We start from the raw sequence: 17,632 nt of genomic DNA, 5'->3' as shown, positions 1-17,632 counted from the left end.
ATTGAATGTTTTTATGAACTAAAATTTAGAATGAACCGAAAAATAACAGAATCCCATTAAAAACGCACTGAATCAGGGGGTTTTGCAAAGCCTTCTATTAGAAGGCTGAACAAAAAAACGCAGCATGTATACAAAAATATATCTTGGTATATTGTATGTGCACTAATACAGGAATCAGCCGGAAGAAACGGTATGCAAAGCCCCGGTATGGTCGTTTACGTATGATTGGCTCTTTAGTCTGTTTCGCTTATTTTACGCTTGGTATCGAACGATCAGTAATTTTACTTCGTTACTTTTTTTGATTTACCTCCTTTTATTAATAAACTCACCCATCACTTTTTCTAACCTGTGCGACAAACCATTTTCTCTGTTGACATGACTGTGAATGTACTCTTACCCCGTAATACCGGCAAAACTCCATATCAAAGCGCTCTGGGGATCCCATATATTATCATTTTCTTTTTGGGCCTGACCTTTATCAGTTCTTCGCTTCAGGCACAGCAAACCGGTGACAGCTTGCGGGTGGACCTCGATCCCATTGAGATTACGGCTATTCGCTCGGCAATCAGTACCGCGGATGCCCCGCTGTCACTGAGTATCCACAACCGGGATCTGCAAACGGTCAATCATTCCTCTTCGCTGTCGCTAAAAAGTATCGGCGATGATCTGCCGGGACTCTGGATCGGCGACCGCCAAAATTATGCGCTGGGAGAACGAATGACGATCAGAGGTCTGGGATGGCGGGCAGAATTCGGCGTCAGGGGAATGCAGGTTGTTCTCAATGATATGCCTCTGACAATTGCAGACGGGCAGTCGATGACCAATATCATCGACCCCGCTTTTGTGCGACGTGCGGAACTGATACGGGGTCCTGCGGCCACCTATTGGGGCAATAGCAGCGGTGGAGTGCTCTACTTGTCAACAACCCCGGAGTATAACAACGGTACGCAGGGACGCTTTCGCAGCATGGCCGGTTCTTACGGCACTTTTAAACAGGAAGGGGAATTCTCCACCTCCTCTGAAAACCACCAGTTATCGGCTTATACCAGCTATCTCAGCTCAGACGGTTTTCGGGATTACAGCGCGGTGGATATCCTGCGCTCGGGCTTCACGGGGTCGGTTAAACTGACCTCAAGGAGTGAACTGAAATACCAGGCTGCATCTGTTTTTATGCCCAAAGCTCACCACCCCAGCAGCCTGGGAGCAGAGGACGCAAGAGAAAATCCCACCATGGCCGTGCCTTTTTTTGAAAACGCTGAATCCGGAAAAGAAATAACACAGGGACAAGGGGGATTGAGCTATATCCTGGATACATCGATCGGGATCCTCAATGTTACAGGATATGGTATCTACCGCGACCTCCATAACCCCCTGCCCTTCGGCATTATTACGGTGGACCGTAAAGTGGGGGGACTGCGGGCTACCATGGATCATGCGGTGGACCAGTTTGCGTTTCAGTGGGGCGGTGAAATAAAGCTCCAGAACGACGACCGTGTTGAATATGATCATGCCGGTGGAGGAGAACGTGGTGATATTACCGTAGACCAGGTGGAAGAGGTAACAAACCAGGCCTTTTTTATGAATGGGAACTATAGCCTGGGCAACCTCAATATCCTGGGAGGCATTCGTTACGACAGGATGCGCTTTTCCACGGATGCACCCGCACCCGACCAGTCGGGCGACCGCACCTTTGATTCCCTTAGTCCCAGCATCGGCTTGAGTTTTCAACCCTATTCCTATACCCTCTATACCAATCTAAGCACCTCCTTCCAGGCCCCCACCACCACGGAACTGGTCAATCGCCCGGGGGGCGGCAATGGATTCAATCCCGATCTGAAGCCGGAACGAACGGTGGGACTTGAAGCCGGGATCCGCAGTAGCGAACTATCTGAGTTCCAATACGATTTAGCAGCCTATCACCTGTGGATCTATGACCTGCTGTTCCCCTACCAGCTGGAAAATGACGGGCCCACGTTCTATCGCAACCAGGGTGAGACAGCCCATATGGGTGTAGAGGGACATATCGGTTACGAGTTCGGGAGAGACTGGAAGCTAACGGCTACGGCCAACATAATGGCGGCTGAGTTTAAACAGGCCCAGACGCTGGACAGCCTGTCATTAGATGGAAATACGATCCCCGGTATCCCTAAAAACCGGCTTAATACGACCCTATACTGGTCCCCAAATCACTTTTTAGGCTCACTTTCCTATGAATATGCCAGCAGCTACCCGGTCAATAACCTCAATACGGAAGAGAACGATGCTTATCATGTGCTGGATTTGAAACTGAGTTACCAGCTCTCTTTTAAGCAGACGGGCGTCATGCTCCAGCCTTTTATCAATGTTAACAACCTGCTGGACGAGCGTTATAACGGTACGGTAGCCATAAATAACCCGGGGGGACGTTATTACGAACCCGCCCCCGGACGAAACTGGCAGGCGGGCGTATCGGTGAATTTTTAAGAAGGCAACCGCAGCAGCCGGCAGTGATATTCCTGGAAGTGTTCCCGCCTATGCCGGAGTATGCTTCATAGCGTGCTTCAGTGGTTTTTTACTAAGCAGGGATTGCCATGATGCATTTTCAGGCGAAGCAATCAATTATTCACCCCTTCAGCCGTCATCTCCAGCCGGTAAATGGCCGAGGGGGTGGTGATATAGAGCGTCCGGTTTTCAGGACCGCCCCATCCCATATTTGTTGCCCGGTCGGGCAGCTCAATTTTTTCCAGCTGCTGTCCCTCAGGAGAAAAGACAAAAAGTCCGCCGGGACCCGTGCTATAGAGTCGTCCCTGCCTGTCAACGACCATGCCATCGGCTGCACCGCTGTCGATCGAAGCGCCTACGCTGGCAAAGGATTCCGGGTTTTCAAAGGTCCCGTCCGATGCGACTTCGAATACCATGATATCCCCTGATCTCGTATCATTTACATAGATTTTTGATTCATCCTCATTCAACACGATCCCGTTAGGTGTTTCAAACCCATCGAACAGCAGTTGCGGAGATCCCTCCTCATCAAGCATGTAAACGCCGCTGAACATGAGTTCCTTTTCTTCTTCATCCACTCCAAAGGGCGGGTCCGTAAAATAGATCGTCCCATCTGACGCTATGGTTAGGTCATTCGGACTGTTTAATCGCTTGCCTTTAAAACTCTCGGCCAGAACAACCATTTGGTGCTCACCATTAAGAGCAGAAATCTTTCCCTCATGCTGTGCCAAGACGAGTCTGCCCTCCGAATCCATCGCTATGCCATTGGAATTGCCTGATGGTTTAATAAAAATGTCCGATTTCGCAGATCCGGGCGTCCATTTATAAATAGTATTAGCAGGAATATCACTAAAAAGAAGATAGCCGTCGGCATGCCAGTAGGGCCCCTCCGTAAACTTAAATCCGTCAGTAACCTTCTCGGCCTTCCCGGACGTAAGTGAATTTTCCTGTGCAGATACCGTTGACACGAGCAGAAACACTGCAATTAATAACGTAAAGCATTTAAAAATATTCATCATATCCCTGTCCTCACTTATTTAAATTATCATTTGAGAAGCGTTTGTAAAACCGTTCTTTTGGCCAATCCCTGCCTTTTCACACATTTAAAACTTCACATATGCTCTTTATATGCTGGAGTTTTACATGAGCTTAGGTTTCGGTATTGAACAAAACCCCTGCTTTTCAAAGCCCTTATTGGAGTAACTATTTTAAGAAACCTTTGTGTTATAATAAAATTTATGTGGAATGAAATATATCTATAACTTATTATAATGAGTTACAAATAAATTTAATGTCAAAATTTGATAATATGAGACTTCTAAAAATTGGGATTGTAGTATTGCTGGGCATGACATTGACTGGCTGTGGCGGAGAGACCTCCACTTCTTCATCACAGACGCTGAACTTTTCGGAGGATAACGGGGGCATAACCCTTCCCGATAATTTTCAAGCCGTTGTGGTGGCCGACAGCGTTGGCCAGGCACGGCACGTCACCGTAGCTGAAAACGGGGACATTTATATCGCTCTTGAAGAGGAGAAGAACGGAGGCAGTATTGCTGCATTGAGAGATGAGGACGGTGACGGCACGGCAGACCAGGTCGAATATTTTGGTTCCTATGCGGGCACCGGTATTCAATTGCATGATGGGTACCTGTATTCCTCATCCGACACATCCGTGGTCCGCTATACGATGGAAGAGAATCAGCTGGTCCCCCGGGGAGAAGCTGAAATTGTAGTCGAAGGATTTCCCGATCAGGACTCACATGCGGCAAAGTCATTCACCTTTGACGGATCCGGAAATCTATACGTTAATGTCGGCGGTCCTTCCAATGCCTGTCAGGAAGAAGGACGGACACCGGAGTCACCAGGCATGGACCCCTGTCCACAGCTGGAGAACCATGGGGGCGTGTGGCAATTTGATGCGAATACGACGGGACAATCGTTCGAGGAAGACGGGGAGCGGTACACTACCGGAATTCGGAACTCCGTGGCACTGGACTGGAACGAGAATGCCGGCAAGCTGTATATTGTTCAGCATGGCCGGGATCAGCTGAATACGCTGTGGCCTGACTATTATACGGTGGAAGACAATGCCGAGCTGCCGGCGGAAGAGATGTTTGCCGTCGACGAGGGCGATAACTTTGGCTGGCCGTATACGTATTATGACGGGCTGACCGGACAAAAGATGATTGCTCCCGAGTATGGAGGTGACGGGGAAACGGCTTATGAAGGGGATGAATACGAAGATCCCATTATTACGTTTCCTGCTCACTGGGCCCCCAACGACCTTATTTTCTACAGCGGAACCCAGTATCCGGATCACTATTCCAGTGGGGCTTTTATTGCTTTCCATGGCAGCTGGAACCGGGCTCCGGAGCCTCAGCAAGGCTATAATGTGACTTTTGTCCCGTTTGACGGCGCAGAGGTAGATGGCGAGTATGAAGTTTTTGCTGACGGTTTTGCGGGACAGGATTCTCTTTCTTCCCCCGGAAATGCTGAAGCTCGTCCCACGGGACTTGCGTCCGGTGCGGATGGCTCACTGTACGTTACGGATTCACAAAAGGGTAAAGTCTGGCGCATTGTCTATACCGGAGATGAAGAATAAGGAATTATTATGAAGTTATTAGCCAGGTGGTCTGTTTCCCCGACCTTCCGGGTCGAAAATTACAACTAACGTTTTCGGCGTATCGTTAAATTATTATCCCGGTGGCTTTGCCCCGGGGTAATAATACTAAAGCCGTCCAAAAAAAGAATTAAGGGCAAGGTATTGTATGGCATCAGGATCAAAAAAAGTTATTTATGCTGCGCTCATCGCTAACGGTATCATCGCCGTTGTAAAATTTATTGCTGCTGCCGTTACCGGTAGCTCGGCCATGTTTTCGGAGGGCATTCATACCACGGTTGATACCAGCAATCAGCTTCTGTTGCTGCTGGGCTTAAAACGGGCTAAAAAACCGGCCGACCGGGTCCACCCTTTCGGCTATGGGAAAGAGATCTATTTTTGGAGCTTCATTGTAGCGATTATGGTGTTTGCCGTCGGGGCAGGCATTTCTATATACGAAGGTATCCACAGCGTGATGGATCCGCATCCCATAGAAAATGCGATCGTGAGCTACGGTGTGTTGGGCGCTGCTATGGTGATAACCGGAATTGCCTGGTATTTTGCGTGGAAAGAATTTAAGAAGATAAAGGGGGAGCGCGGCTATTTTGAGGCGGTGCAAAAGGAAAAGAATCCAACCACTTTCGTGGTGTTATTTGAAGACTCAGCTGCACTGTTGGGTCTTTTCGTGGCCATAACGGGAATCGGACTCAGCCAGTGGACCGGCATGCCGGTTTTTGATGGCATTGCCTCTATTGTCATCGGTCTGATACTGGGCACCACCGCTACCTGGCTGGCCTACGAAACAAAGGGATTGCTGATCGGAGAAAGTGCTGACCCGCGTATCCTGGAGGAAGTTGAAGAAATACTCTCCTCTTTTCAGGGAATAAAATCAGTACATGAAACCCTGACGCTACATATGGGACCAAATTTTATCCTGCTTAATATCAGCGTTGATTTCAGGGATAATATGTCCTCGCAGGATGTTGAAGATACCACAGCCGCACTGACGCAAAAAATAAAGGACCAGTTCCCGCTCATTAAACGGGTCTTTGTAGAATCGGAAAAAGCAAAACATATCTGAGTGTAGCAATGAAGAGCCTGTACCATGTAAAAGTTTTATTTGTCCTGCTGGGCTTGTCCTTCCTTGCGTCCGCAGTCCGTGCACAACCTGAATCGGCTACCGACAGCACAGATCAACAAACATATGAAAACAAAACACAACGCCAGCTAAGATCACAATCCCTGGCTAACCCCAATGAGTTTTCTGTATGGATGGGATTTGCTCTGGACTCATACCGGTTGTGGGGTAAAACGCAAGATGCACATATCCGATCCTTTGGTTTGCGGTACAACAGGAAGCTTGTTCGCGCTTATGACTCCGTGTTAGAATATAATTTACGGGTAAACCTTTATTCCAACTATTCCTATCAGGGATTTGAACCCTATACCTACAAAAATTCACTCTCGGGATTCGGTATCTCTCCCGTGGGTTTACAGCTTAACTTTCTTTCCACCGGTACCTTTCAGCCTTTCGTCAATATTTCGACCGGACTCATGTACATGGACAAACCGTTTCCCGACAACCGCGGGAAAAAGCTGAATTTTACATTTGATGCCGGAGGAGGTGTTGAAATGATGATCTTCCCTTCCGTCTCGCTCTCGCTGGGCGTCAGGTATCATCACCTGTCCAACGGAGAACGGGGGCAGGTCAATCCCGGCATAGATTCCAATTTTTACTATACTTCCATCACGTTCTTTTAGGTTGTTTAGCTGCCTGCATATCCCTTCCGTTTGGTTCCACGATTACATCCGTTGTCCCTGGTCCCGGGCTGTATGTACCTTAACTGGAGGCTTTGAAGCAGCGTTGAGTTCTCATTCTGAGTCTTTCGAAGAATTTCTAAAGAACAACTACGGCTTTTAGAGTGAAATCCTTCAGCTGCGTTCAGGATGACAGTCGGGTTTTGCAAAGTCTCCCAATACATTATGACCCGTCCGAAAGAACACTGTGCCCGGTTGGTTCTCTTTGTCAGCGTTATGAAATATTCTGCCGTACCGGATTCCCATTATGGCATTTGTAAAGAAATATCGAATAGAATTATTATTGAATCAGGATTGTTTACCTTCAGGAACCGGTAATTTTTTCTTGCTCGCAAGAGTGGTTACCCCGGATTATTCACGCATGAATACGAAATTTACCCGTGGCCGGCTCTGAAACTGTACCAGGTGCAATTAATGTATATGTTATACGTTTTTAAATCTTGGCTCGGTTTCGTCTTGTCAACAACTAAATTTCTCAGTGAGTAATCCGAATAGGGGCGTTTAACAAAAACCAACCGATGATGAAAACACTAATACCGACACTTGTTCTTGCCATCCTTGCCGTAAGTTGTTTAAATGGCAACAAAAGCCAAGAGAATACCGGCCGTCATATATCTCTGGCAGGGGGACAAACATTAGAAGCAGAACACGCTGATACCATGAAAGAAAAAGAAGATGAATATGAAGTGGTAAAAACAGAAGCGGAATGGAAAAAGATTCTCACCTCCGGGGAATATCGTATACTACGCAAGCGCGGCACCGAACTTCCGTTTATCAATGAGTATTATGACAACAAAGAGGAAGGGGTCTATTATTGCGGGGCCTGCGGACAACCGGTTTTCACCTCCGAAACCAAATATGAATCGGGTACCGGGTGGCCCAGCTTCTGGGAACCGATTAAACCGTCAGTAGTTGGTGAAAAAGAAGATAACAGCCTGTTTATGACCCGCACCGAAACCGTATGTGCCCGCTGTGGATCGCACCTGGGACACGTATTCGAAGATGGTCCCGATCCAACGGGACTCAGATATTGTTTGAACTCACAAGCGCTTGACTTTGAGGCAATGGACCTTTCCTCGGTAGATGCAGAGCAGCTTCCCGTTAAACAGGAGGATTAACAGCTGGCAGCCTACGGCGGTTTAAATTCTTATCCCTGTGCACGGGATCACTTACATGCCTGCACTCCCGACTACCCGGGATGGGAGATCCACGACAGGCCGTTTAAAATATCCCCATTGTCTTACCGTTCATAACCTCAGTCAGCTGCGCATTGGCAATCCATTGAAAATAGCTGTATCATTTTGATTATATCTTACCTATGGCTATTATTGCCTGCTGAATTGAGGTATTAACTTTTTAATGAAAAACAGGTGCGAATGTTTTCGAATCACAGAGCAACAAATAGGACCTTAGCCCTATTTGCCTTTCTTGCTTCTCTGATCCTTTACGTCTTAACCATGGCCCCTACGGCCAGCTTCTGGGATGCCGGAGAATTTATAGCTGTTGCTCACGAACTCCAGGTTAACCATCCTCCCGGGGCGCCGTTCTACTCCCTGTTGGGGCGCCTGTTTTCAATGTTCATGCCCGCAGGATACGTAGCGGCAAGCATTAACTTCATCAGTGTGCTCAGTTCCGCTTTGACAGTAATGCTGCTCTACCTGGTGATTGTACGGCTGGTGCGCGAATGGAAAGGAGCGCCCGACAAGATGGCGGATATCGAAAAAATCGGCATGTACGGGGGTGCGCTTCTCGGAGCCTTTACCTTTGCGGTTACCGACACCTTCTGGTTTAATGCCGTAGAAGCTGAAGTCTACGCCGTATCCATGTTCTTTACGGCCATGGTAGTCTGGCTGGCTCTGGTCTGGGCCGAAAATCATGATGAGCCCTATAACGAACGCTGGCTCATTCTCATCGCTTACCTGTTTGGGCTGGCCCTGGGCGTACACCTGTTAAACCTGCTGGCTCTCTTTTTTGTCGCCCTGATTATCTATTTCAAGAAAAAAGAGTTCGGGCTGTCTTCGTTTACACTTTCAGCTGCGATCGCTTCGGCCGCCTTTTTGGTAATCTATCCCTTTACCGTGCAGTCGCTGCCTTCCATCATGGAGGGCGTTACACACGCCAGTTACGGCTTAATAGGACCTATTTTCTTTATGATTTTGGTGGTACTGCTTCTTGGGGGCGGTATTTACTACACGCACAAACATAATCATCGTATGGCTAATATTGCGCTTTTGAGCTATGCCATGATTATCATCGGCTACTCCTCCTATGCGCTCATCTTTATCCGTTCTGCGGCCGATCCTCCCATCGACGAAAATGATCCGGAAACAGTGGAAGCCTTTATCAGCTATCTCGAACGCGAGCAATACGGCAATACACCGCTTCTGACCGGCAATACCTTTGACAATGAGCAGGGTACGATTAATCGCGATCAGGCGGTCTTTTTTCCACGCCGTTATTCTACCAACCCGCAACACATGCGTCAGTACGCACAATATTCCAGTGATCTGGATTTCTTCCTGAGCTACCAGCTGGATCACATGTATATCCGCTATTTTGCCTGGAATTTTATCGGACGCGATGCGGATATCCAGGATGCCGGATGGCAAAGCGGGTTCACAGAGACGGAACATGAGGACAATCCCGCTCATAACAGTTATTTTTATATTCCCTTCCTGCTGGGGCTTTTCGGGATGATCTTTCATTTTCAACTAGACTGGAAGCGGGCACTTTCGGTACTGGTCCTGTTTTTAATGACCGGACTCGCTGTTATTGTCTTTCTCAATCAAACCCCCATGGAGCCTCGCGAGCGGGACTATGCCTATGTGGGATCCTTTTTTGCGTTTTCCATATGGATTGGTATGGGCGGGATAGGCCTGATTGAATTAGTTAAAGAATACCTGAGGTCCAGCAAGCTGGCTGCGTACGGGATTTTCGGCCTGCTGTTCTGTGCTTCTCCCCTGTTGATGGGCGTGCAAAATTTTAATGATCACGACCGCAGTGAGCGCTATGTAGCACCTGACTACGCCTATAACCTGCTGCAGTCGACGGCCCCCAACTCCATCCTCTTTACCAACGGCGATAACGATACCTTCCCGCTGTGGTACCTGCAGGAAGTGGAAGGCGTTCGCACGGACGTGCGCATCGTAAACCTGAGCTTGCTGAATACCGACTGGTATATTAAACAGCTGCGGGACCAGTGGTCTCATGAGTCCCCCCCGCTCCCCATCTCGCTTACCGATGAGGAGATCGAACAGATGACCAGCAGTCTTTCCATGCACCAGCCGGATACGATCTCCATCCCGGTGGATAAAGAGCTGTTGAGACAGGCGTTTTCCGGGGCCGGTAGATATAAAGAAACCATTGGTGTTACCCCGGATACCTCCCTGGAAATCTACAGCAAAGGGATTGACTTCGGTATCCCGGTGGACTCGTTGGACGACGAGGTATACTGGTATTACGAGGGGCGTTCGGCGGGACAGGGCCCGCAGGGCAACACCCGGTATTATACCCAGGTGCAGGATGAGGTAATATTAAACATCCTCCGAAATAACAAGTGGCTGCGTCCCGTGTACTTTGCCAATACGGTATCATCACAAAGCCAGCTAAACCTGCAGCCTTACTTCCGGTTCGAAGGCAAAGCCTTCCGCATTGTCCCCCAGCGGCACGATGATGCAGGCTACGGCTGGATTGACCCATCCATCCATGCCGAACGGCTCGAAAACTTCAGATTCAGGGAATGGAATAATCCCAATGCCTATTTTGACGAAAATATCAGACGTATGCTTGGAAATTATCGCTTCAGCATTACGGAACTCGCTTCCAAATATAAGGAAATCGGGAAGCCCGACAGCGCCCGCTACTGGCTGAACTGGGGAGAAGAACGTATTCCCTTTAATGTAACCGGCAATAATGTCAATTCTATCACCCTCTATGCCTACAGTTATGCCAGTGTAGGTGATGACAGCAGTGCTGTTGATCTGGCCCGGAAGGCGGAGAAGACCCTTATGACGGATCTGAGAGAAAATATGAGCAAGTTTGATGAAATTCAGCGACAGCTGTCAACCGCTGAAGCCGAATTGGAAACGGCCCGCCAAAATGCCGACATAGGTAAACGACAAGAGCTGGAAAGACGGATGCAGCAAATATCTTCACAGCGGCAAAGAGTTACCCAGGAAGTCTCTTTTGCCATCAGTCACCTTACCATCGTGCAGCGTATTTATTTTATGGCCGGACTGGATAACCGGGCGACCGAACTTGCAGAACGGGTGGACTCCATAACCACCGCTCGTATTTCACTTCCCTCTACCCGTGAAGAAAACAAGCAACAGTTCGATCAGTTTCAGCTCGATTAACCTGCATCACCCACAAATGTCTCGGCCACTACTTAAATTTCTTATTCTAAATTGCACGTTGTATATTTCACGTAGTTGTAGTTATAATCGTCAGCGTATGAGATCCTGATTCAATGGTTCACGAGTTTACCAAAGAAAATATTGATGCTATTGCCGAAATTCTTCAAACCGAGGCAAAACCGCTGGGTAATGATGTGTTCCGGCTGGAAGTTAAAAATGAGGAAGAGAGCCGCAGGCTGGCTCTTGAAATTCACCTGGGAATGGAGGTTAACGGTGAAAAGCTGAATATGGTTTCGGTCTATGCCCAGAATACCTTCCTTCAGCTGCATAACTGTACCGCTTTCATTGCCAGCGACATGCTGAAACAGGTTACTTTTTTTGGCCGCCAGCAGGACCGTATCTCAGGTCTGATTATTGAACAGGGAGCCGGGTGCAGCTTATACGCCAATGTGGAGGAAACCATTTTGAATAGTGACTTTACCCAACTGCCCGAAGATCTGATGATGTGTGCAATTGCACTCTCACTTACCGAATCCATCGATCCCGATACTTTTTCATTTGATGAAGACTGAGTAGATGGCTGAATCGGAGGCCAACATTGAGCTCTTCAACCAAACGGATCAGTCCCTTCCGCTCTCCCCGTCCGCTTGTCACGTCATTCTTTCTGCCATTATGCGCCATGAAAACTGCTCCTTTGACTTTGTGGAGGTGGTATATGTGGATGAAGAGGAAATTGTCCGTGTCAACAGGGAGTATCTCGAAAGAGCGTATGTCACTGACATTATTTCTTTTCGCTATGATGAAGAATCAGGTGAGAAGGAAGGTATTCAGGGTACGCTGTTTTGTTGCGCGCCCCGTATCAGCGAACAGGCGGAGGAATTTGATGAACCGGAAAAAAAAGAGTTTCAACGTATTCTTATCCACGGACTCCTGCACCTGGTGGGGTACGACGACCAGTCAGAAGAGGAAAAACAAAAAATGAGATCCAGGGAAAACTTTTATCTTGAACATATAGTATAATCATTCGAAGCCTATTAGCAGATACTTGCATGTGCTAACATCATCTGTAGCTTCCGGTTATTTGCGGATTAACATATTTGCTTAAAAAGTGATAGCGCAAATTACCTGTAAGGGGCTGGCTCCCAAAACTGTTAACCAAGAACTGATAACCATTTCCCACAGATGCCCCATGCGGTACTCGTAATTACCGCCGAAAACAGATTAAACCAACGGTTCCATGAGCGAACAGTCATTTGAAGATAATAGTGATACCAACCGTGCACTGCAGGTAGCCAAGGAAAAGACCCGGGAAAAAGCGCGGATATTATGGCAGATGCTGGTAAAATACAGCAAATTCGATCAGCTTTCGGCCTCTTCAGAACCGGACATAAAAGCCCCGCCCCGGCAGCAACGCCATAGCTCTACCGTTTTAACCCTGCTTTCCCTGTTTCCCTGGGTGCTCCTGCTTACTTTTTTCAGCTCTTTTTTTTGGGATTTCAACGGACTCGCCGTAGCACCCTACGGTTATACGCTGCCGTTCGAAGGCTTGCTGCGGATTATCAGCGTAAGCGGATTGATCGGCTTCTTTACCAACTGGCTTGCCATTACCATGCTCTTCAAGCCGGCTCAAAAACGTCCTATTCTTGGACACGGACTCATTCCCGCCCAAAAAAACCGCATTGCTTACCGGCTTGCGCAAGCCGTCTCCGAAGATCTTATTAATCCTGAAATCATTAAACAAAAAATCAGCGAATCGGGTATTATAAGCCGTTATCGTGAACAATCTACTCGTTATATTAAGAGCATTATTGATGATCCGGTCTTCCGGGAAGATCTGAAAGGATGGGTGGTCAGCTATATCGATGAAATGATTGCAAATCCGGAAATTCGGGGAGCCATCGCCCAGCGTATCCTGCGTCAGATTGAAGAAGCGGTCCAGGATAAATCTTTTGAAAAAGTAGCCCTCAAGACCTATTCATTCGTGAAGGGCCAACAGATGCAGCATATTATTGAAGAAGCGCTGGTACAAATCCCTGTCTCGGTAGAAAGCGGGCTTGATAAGCTGGACAGCCTGCTCGACCGGCTCCCTGAGACCATTGACGATAACAGTGAGTCTATAGAGGATATTGTTACTACGCTCCTCTATAAGCTTGTGAATCAACTTAACGTACATAAGTTGGTAGAAGAAAACCTGCGCAGCTACGATGAGCAGCACATATCAAATATAATCCGAAATGCCACGAATGAGCAACTGCGCTACATCCAGTATCTGGGGGCGGTATTGGGATGCATTGGCGGTTTCATCATCTGGGAACCGCTGTTAAGTATTTCTGTGCTGGGTACTATCTTTCTGGTTATTTTGGCATTGGATCAATTATTATTCCAGCAAAGTCAATGGCATTAAATCCCGCTTATCCCGTAACAACATATCCGAATATCCGGAAATAAACTTATGTATGAGACTGACTTCTGTGCTGGAAAAGCTGGAAGACCGGACGCTGTATGAAAATATCGTTTATTTTCAGGGCTGTGTGCCTTAAACACTTGAAAGAAACAAAATCTTCTCGGTAAAAATGTATTTTATTTCAGTCTTCTATGGTTTAAAGAGGGAATGGACCGGCGGACCTCTCTGATGCGAGCCGGATCAATCGTTGCGCAAACAATCCCCGGTTCACTTCCGGCATCGGCGATGACCTCTCCCCACGGATCCACGATCATGGCATGTCCCCATGTCTCCCTGTTACTGCCATGTAGCCCCGTCTGCGCGGGTGCGAATACATACGACGTATTTTCGATGGCCCGGGCTCTGAGCAAGGGGCTCCAGTGATCTCTTCCCGTCGTATAGGTAAAAGCGGAGGGAATGGATAAAATTTCAGCCCCACGATCGACCAGTGCCCGGTAATATTCCGGGAACCGCAGGTCATAACAGACCGACAGTCCCCATCCCCCAATGGTATCATCGGCATAAACGGCCGGCTCGGCTTTCCCGGCTTCTACATAGGCGGATTCATTGTACGTTTCATCCCGTTCCAGCGACACATCAAAAAGGTGTATTTTGTCATAATGGATTAACTCTTTTCCATCCGGGTCATACAGCGTTGAACGATTATATACCTTGTTAACTGAAGCGGGTACCGGATAACTCCCACCCATCAGATAAATTGAAAATTCTCTGGCCGTTTCCGATAAAAAAACGGATGTTTCCTCTGCAATGGTGTCCCCGTGCTCTATCCGCATGGAAAGCCCCCCTAAAAAAGCAAAATTTTCCGGCAGTCCCACTATCCTTGCACCCTGGTCCACGGCTGCTTTAATATAGATATAGGCCTGATCCAGATTCTGATCCAATCGGGTCTGGCTATTCATCTGAACAACAGCGGCTTTATATTTGGTTTCAAACATAGGATCCCGGGATTTAAAAATATTCAAGGAGATATTCAGACTGCAGGTTGTTTTCCTGCGCACAAGGTTTTGTAGAACAGGCAGTTGCAGTTTATTCTGTAAAAAGAGCTACGCCACCAAGGTTAACAGGCCGAAAATGCTATGCAGTATCGAATTTAGGACTGTAAGGTCTGCAGGTACAAGCTGCGGGTTTTGTTTCCCCTTGTCAAGGATTAACTTTTGTTATCGGTAATTCATTACCGGTTATGCGGCAACGCTTTTCCGGACCGGTATTTAGTGTCCGTATTTTTATCCTGCGGGACCTCCCGGTCGCCTGACAACGGCCCCTTGTTAAAGATTTTTAACCCAGAATCTTGAGCTACATTAATTCTCAAACCTCAAGTTCTTTTATAAGAACGTTAAAATTTTTCTGATCAAATAGTTTTTGTTGTTTCCGGAAAGCCTCACTCCTGTCAGCATAGAGCCCGTAGAAAACGCCGTAATAGGTTTTGTCTTTTTCTTGTACGATTTCAACCCGTGCCTCTTCGATTGTACGAGCAAAAGCCAGGGCCTTCTTCCCTGTCTCAAAAGCACCCAGTTGAATAGTATAAACCGGGTCAGCGGCTTTAACCGGTGAATTACCATGCTTGTCTTTTTTTGCGAGATATAAATTAACCCTGGCAACTCCGGTGCCGGTCATGCCCAGTTTATCGGCAGCTTCCCGGGAAAGGTCAATGATCCGTCCCCCCGAAAAAGGTCCCCGGTCATTGACACGCACCAGTGCAGAACGCCCATTCTTGATATTTTCCACCCACAAAAGGGTATTAAAAGGCAGGTTGGGATGAGCTGCAGTCAATTCGTGCATATCATAGCGTTCACCGCTTGCCGTAGATCTGCCGTGAAAATTTGCTCCGTACCAGCTTGCTTTTCCTGCTCCAAGCAATGATGAGACTTCAGCAATCCTGTTATAGGGCAATACAAACGGCTCCGTTTGAGCTAATAACATGTGCCCGAACTCAGGTAAGCCCGGTGAGGAGTTCAGAGCCTCACCGGGAGCAAATGACTTTACAGGGATGGTAGTTTTCGAATATTTAATAGAAGAATGTTTAAAAGCAGTGCAGGAGCTCAGCATCAATACTATTGAACTTAACAGAAAAAAAGTTGTCCGCATTCTTTGATTCACCTGTTCCTATTTCCTTGCTGTGACAAGCTGCGGGCAATATATACCCCTATTGGCAGAAAATCTAATGCATTTAATTATCCAGCAGCCGCATATCAAGTCGCTTGCCGCTTTCATCAACTTGCGGGCGACGCAGGGGGATATTCATCGCTCCACTCTCCTCCATTTTATCAAAGAGACGCTCCCGCCATCGGGCTATTTGATCCTGGTAAGAGGGCACATCGATAAGGTTATGCTGTTCATGCGGATCGGTTTTAAGATCATAAAAGCCGTCTTTATCCCATCTGCCATAGTAAAAGATGTATTTATATCGATTCCCACGCAGTGCAAACATGGTGGGGGTTGCGGGAAAGTTCCACTCCCAGAAATACTCATAGAGAAACTCTTCCCGCCAGGGTATGTTTTTACCCTGTAGCAGCGGCAAAAAAGAAGAGCCGTCGACCTCCATCTCTTCCGGAACCGGCATGCCGGCAGCATCGAGGATCGTCGGAGCCACATCAAGATTCAGCACCATCTCATCGACGACCGTGCCTTCCTCGATCGTGCCCGGCGCATACGCAAGCAGAGGGACACGAATAGAGGGCTCAAAAGCATCGCGTTTGTCATAAAAGCCGTGTTCTCCCAGGTAGAAACCGTTGTCCCCCATATAAATAACCAGAGTTTCTTCAGCCAGATCGTTTTCATCGAGATAGCTAAGGACCTCTCCGATACTTTCATCCAGCGAGAGCGTGGTCTCGGCATACCGGTGATAAAGGGAATCAAAATCGGGAACCGGGTCATTGTCAAAATTGTTGCCGGGCCACATGTGTTCAATGCCATGGATAGAGTACCTGCGATCATACATCCACTGGGACTGTCCCTCAAGGTTTCCTTCGGTCCGGGCCATCCCCTCGGGATAGTCTATAGGCTCGCCGGCATACTTTTCCTCATGCCGCGGGGCCGGTTTAAATTCGTAGTGAACATTTTTGTGAGACAGATACAGGAAAAACGGCTGTTCCTTATCCCGTTCGGTTTCAAGCCAGTCAATGGCATGGTCGGTAAGAATATCGGCAATATAGCCGTCATGCTGACTCCGTTCCCCATTGATGTTTAACACCGGATCAAAATAAGCCCCCTGACCGCGGAAGCTCACCCAATGGTCGAAGCCCGGCCGGGGATCATCACGCTCATGTCCCATATGCCATTTTCCTATAAAAGCAGTTTGCATCCCCTCGTTTTGTAAGAATTCCGGAAAGAAGCGGGTGCCTTCCGGCACCAAACGCTGGTTGTCCACCACCCCGTGACGGTGTGCATATTGTCCGGTAAGAATTGAGGCACGGCTCGGCGAGCAGATGGAGGTGGTCACAAAAGCGTTTTTTATGTGCGCTCCTTCCCTGGCCATGCGGTCCATTGCCGGAGTATCCAGAAAATCGGGAGATTTCTCCATAAAACTCATAAAGTCATACCGGTGATCGTCGCTGAGGATAAAGATAACATTCTCAATGTCGGATTCCCCGGACTGCCCGTGCAATGGCATGACCGTACCCATCTGAAGAATGACCAATATGACAGTCGCCACTATCGTCCATACGTTTAAAGCCCCGGCAGATTTACACAGGTATTTCAGCGGTCGAAAAAGCATAATAAACAGTTTCTCCATTTTATTGCATTGAATGATAATAAGAGAATCAAATTTATCTTACGCCACGTTCCGGGTAAAAAGAACAAATAAAAGTTGTTCATCAAAATCGAATAGGTGCCCGATTGGCTCCACGGCGTAGTTTATCGAATGCAGATTTTTATCTTGGTTTATGAAAGATCACTTTAATATATGTTTTA

13 protein-coding genes are annotated in these 17,632 nt (G+C 47.7%); 9 read left to right on the top strand and 4 right to left on the bottom strand.

Annotated features, from left to right (window positions below; translation table 11 throughout):
• The first annotated feature begins 348 nt into the window (after positions 1 to 348).
• Positions 349 to 2,463, top strand: a complete 2,115-nt coding sequence (locus BUB16_RS01965) for a TonB-dependent receptor family protein (protein ID WP_170864245.1) — start codon at positions 349 to 351, stop codon at positions 2,461 to 2,463.
• Between the two features lie 131 nt (positions 2,464 to 2,594).
• On the opposite strand, the gene BUB16_RS01960 is transcribed toward BUB16_RS01965, so the two are convergent.
• Positions 2,595 to 3,500, bottom strand: coding sequence for an SMP-30/gluconolactonase/LRE family protein (locus BUB16_RS01960; RefSeq protein ID WP_073059122.1), 906 nt, complete (start codon positions 3,498 to 3,500; stop codon positions 2,595 to 2,597).
• A gap of 290 nt (positions 3,501 to 3,790) precedes the next feature.
• Between BUB16_RS01960 and BUB16_RS01955 the strand changes: the two genes are divergently transcribed.
• From BUB16_RS01955 to BUB16_RS01920, 8 genes are all read left to right on the top strand, one after another.
• On the top strand, positions 3,791 to 5,086 hold the full coding sequence (locus tag BUB16_RS01955) for a PQQ-dependent sugar dehydrogenase (protein WP_139240146.1): 1,296 nt from the start codon (positions 3,791 to 3,793) through the stop codon (positions 5,084 to 5,086).
• A gap of 166 nt (positions 5,087 to 5,252) precedes the next feature.
• Entirely contained in the window at positions 5,253 to 6,164 is a 912-nt protein-coding gene (locus BUB16_RS01950; protein WP_073059120.1) for a cation diffusion facilitator family transporter, read from the top strand.
• A gap of 8 nt (positions 6,165 to 6,172) precedes the next feature.
• On the top strand, positions 6,173 to 6,844 hold the full coding sequence (locus tag BUB16_RS01945; RefSeq protein WP_073059119.1) for an acyloxyacyl hydrolase: 672 nt from the start codon (positions 6,173 to 6,175) through the stop codon (positions 6,842 to 6,844).
• Between the two features lie 575 nt (positions 6,845 to 7,419).
• On the top strand, positions 7,420 to 8,019 hold the full coding sequence (gene msrB, locus BUB16_RS01940; RefSeq protein WP_244545620.1) for a peptide-methionine (R)-S-oxide reductase MsrB: 600 nt from the start codon (positions 7,420 to 7,422) through the stop codon (positions 8,017 to 8,019).
• Between the two features lie 339 nt (positions 8,020 to 8,358).
• A complete protein-coding gene (locus tag BUB16_RS01935; RefSeq protein WP_244545619.1) occupies positions 8,359 to 11,256 on the top strand; it encodes a glycosyltransferase family 117 protein in 2,898 nt (965 codons plus the stop codon).
• Positions 11,257 to 11,369: 113 nt separating this feature from the next.
• Positions 11,370 to 11,828, top strand: a complete 459-nt coding sequence (locus BUB16_RS01930; RefSeq protein ID WP_073059117.1) for a hypothetical protein — start codon at positions 11,370 to 11,372, stop codon at positions 11,826 to 11,828.
• Positions 11,829 to 11,832: 4 nt separating this feature from the next.
• Positions 11,833 to 12,276, top strand: coding sequence for an rRNA maturation RNase YbeY (gene ybeY, locus BUB16_RS01925; RefSeq protein WP_073059116.1), 444 nt, complete (start codon positions 11,833 to 11,835; stop codon positions 12,274 to 12,276).
• A 217-nt stretch (positions 12,277 to 12,493) separates the two neighbouring features.
• Positions 12,494 to 13,660 (top strand): DUF445 domain-containing protein, encoded by a 1,167-nt coding sequence (locus BUB16_RS01920; protein WP_073059115.1) that lies wholly within the window; start codon positions 12,494 to 12,496, stop codon positions 13,658 to 13,660.
• A 176-nt stretch (positions 13,661 to 13,836) separates the two neighbouring features.
• On the opposite strand, the gene BUB16_RS01915 is transcribed toward BUB16_RS01920, so the two are convergent.
• From BUB16_RS01915 to BUB16_RS01905, 3 genes are all read right to left on the bottom strand, one after another.
• A complete protein-coding gene (locus BUB16_RS01915) occupies positions 13,837 to 14,655 on the bottom strand; it encodes a carbon-nitrogen hydrolase family protein (RefSeq protein ID WP_073059158.1) in 819 nt (272 codons plus the stop codon).
• Between the two features lie 370 nt (positions 14,656 to 15,025).
• Complete coding sequence (locus BUB16_RS21350) at positions 15,026 to 15,640, bottom strand: septal ring lytic transglycosylase RlpA family protein (protein ID WP_073059114.1); 615 nt, start codon at positions 15,638 to 15,640, stop codon at positions 15,026 to 15,028.
• A gap of 247 nt (positions 15,641 to 15,887) precedes the next feature.
• The gene (locus tag BUB16_RS01905) at positions 15,888 to 17,435 is read right to left on the bottom strand and encodes a sulfatase family protein (RefSeq protein WP_211483057.1); all 1,548 of its coding nucleotides are present in this window, start codon (positions 17,433 to 17,435) and stop codon (positions 15,888 to 15,890) included.
• Positions 17,436 to 17,632: the final 197 nt, after the last annotated feature.

Source organism: Fodinibius roseus, from assembly GCF_900129315.1.
GTDB lineage: Bacteria > Bacteroidota > Rhodothermia > Balneolales > Balneolaceae > Fodinibius > Fodinibius roseus.
The sequence above is the reverse complement of the archived record's forward strand: the minus strand, read 5'-3'. Positions and strand labels throughout refer to the sequence as shown.

Excerpts from the sequence above, each read along its gene's own strand:
- BUB16_RS01960 (WP_073059122.1), bottom strand. The coding sequence starts at position 3,500 with ATGATGAATATTTTTAAATGCTTTACGTTATTAATTGCAGTGTTTCTG.
- BUB16_RS01955 (WP_139240146.1), top strand. The coding sequence starts at position 3,791 with ATGAGACTTCTAAAAATTGGGATTGTAGTATTGCTGGGCATGACATTG.
- BUB16_RS01950 (WP_073059120.1), top strand. The coding sequence starts at position 5,253 with ATGGCATCAGGATCAAAAAAAGTTATTTATGCTGCGCTCATCGCTAAC.
- BUB16_RS01945 (WP_073059119.1), top strand. The coding sequence starts at position 6,173 with ATGAAGAGCCTGTACCATGTAAAAGTTTTATTTGTCCTGCTGGGCTTG.
- msrB (WP_244545620.1), top strand. The coding sequence starts at position 7,420 with ATGATGAAAACACTAATACCGACACTTGTTCTTGCCATCCTTGCCGTA.
- BUB16_RS01935 (WP_244545619.1), top strand. The coding sequence starts at position 8,359 with ATGGCCCCTACGGCCAGCTTCTGGGATGCCGGAGAATTTATAGCTGTT.
- BUB16_RS01930 (WP_073059117.1), top strand. The coding sequence starts at position 11,370 with ATGGTTCACGAGTTTACCAAAGAAAATATTGATGCTATTGCCGAAATT.
- ybeY (WP_073059116.1), top strand. The coding sequence starts at position 11,833 with ATGGCTGAATCGGAGGCCAACATTGAGCTCTTCAACCAAACGGATCAG.
- BUB16_RS01920 (WP_073059115.1), top strand. The coding sequence starts at position 12,494 with ATGAGCGAACAGTCATTTGAAGATAATAGTGATACCAACCGTGCACTG.
- BUB16_RS01915 (WP_073059158.1), bottom strand. The coding sequence starts at position 14,655 with ATGTTTGAAACCAAATATAAAGCCGCTGTTGTTCAGATGAATAGCCAG.
- BUB16_RS21350 (WP_073059114.1), bottom strand. The coding sequence starts at position 15,640 with ATGTTATTAGCTCAAACGGAGCCGTTTGTATTGCCCTATAACAGGATT.
- BUB16_RS01905 (WP_211483057.1), bottom strand. The coding sequence starts at position 17,435 with ATGCTTTTTCGACCGCTGAAATACCTGTGTAAATCTGCCGGGGCTTTA.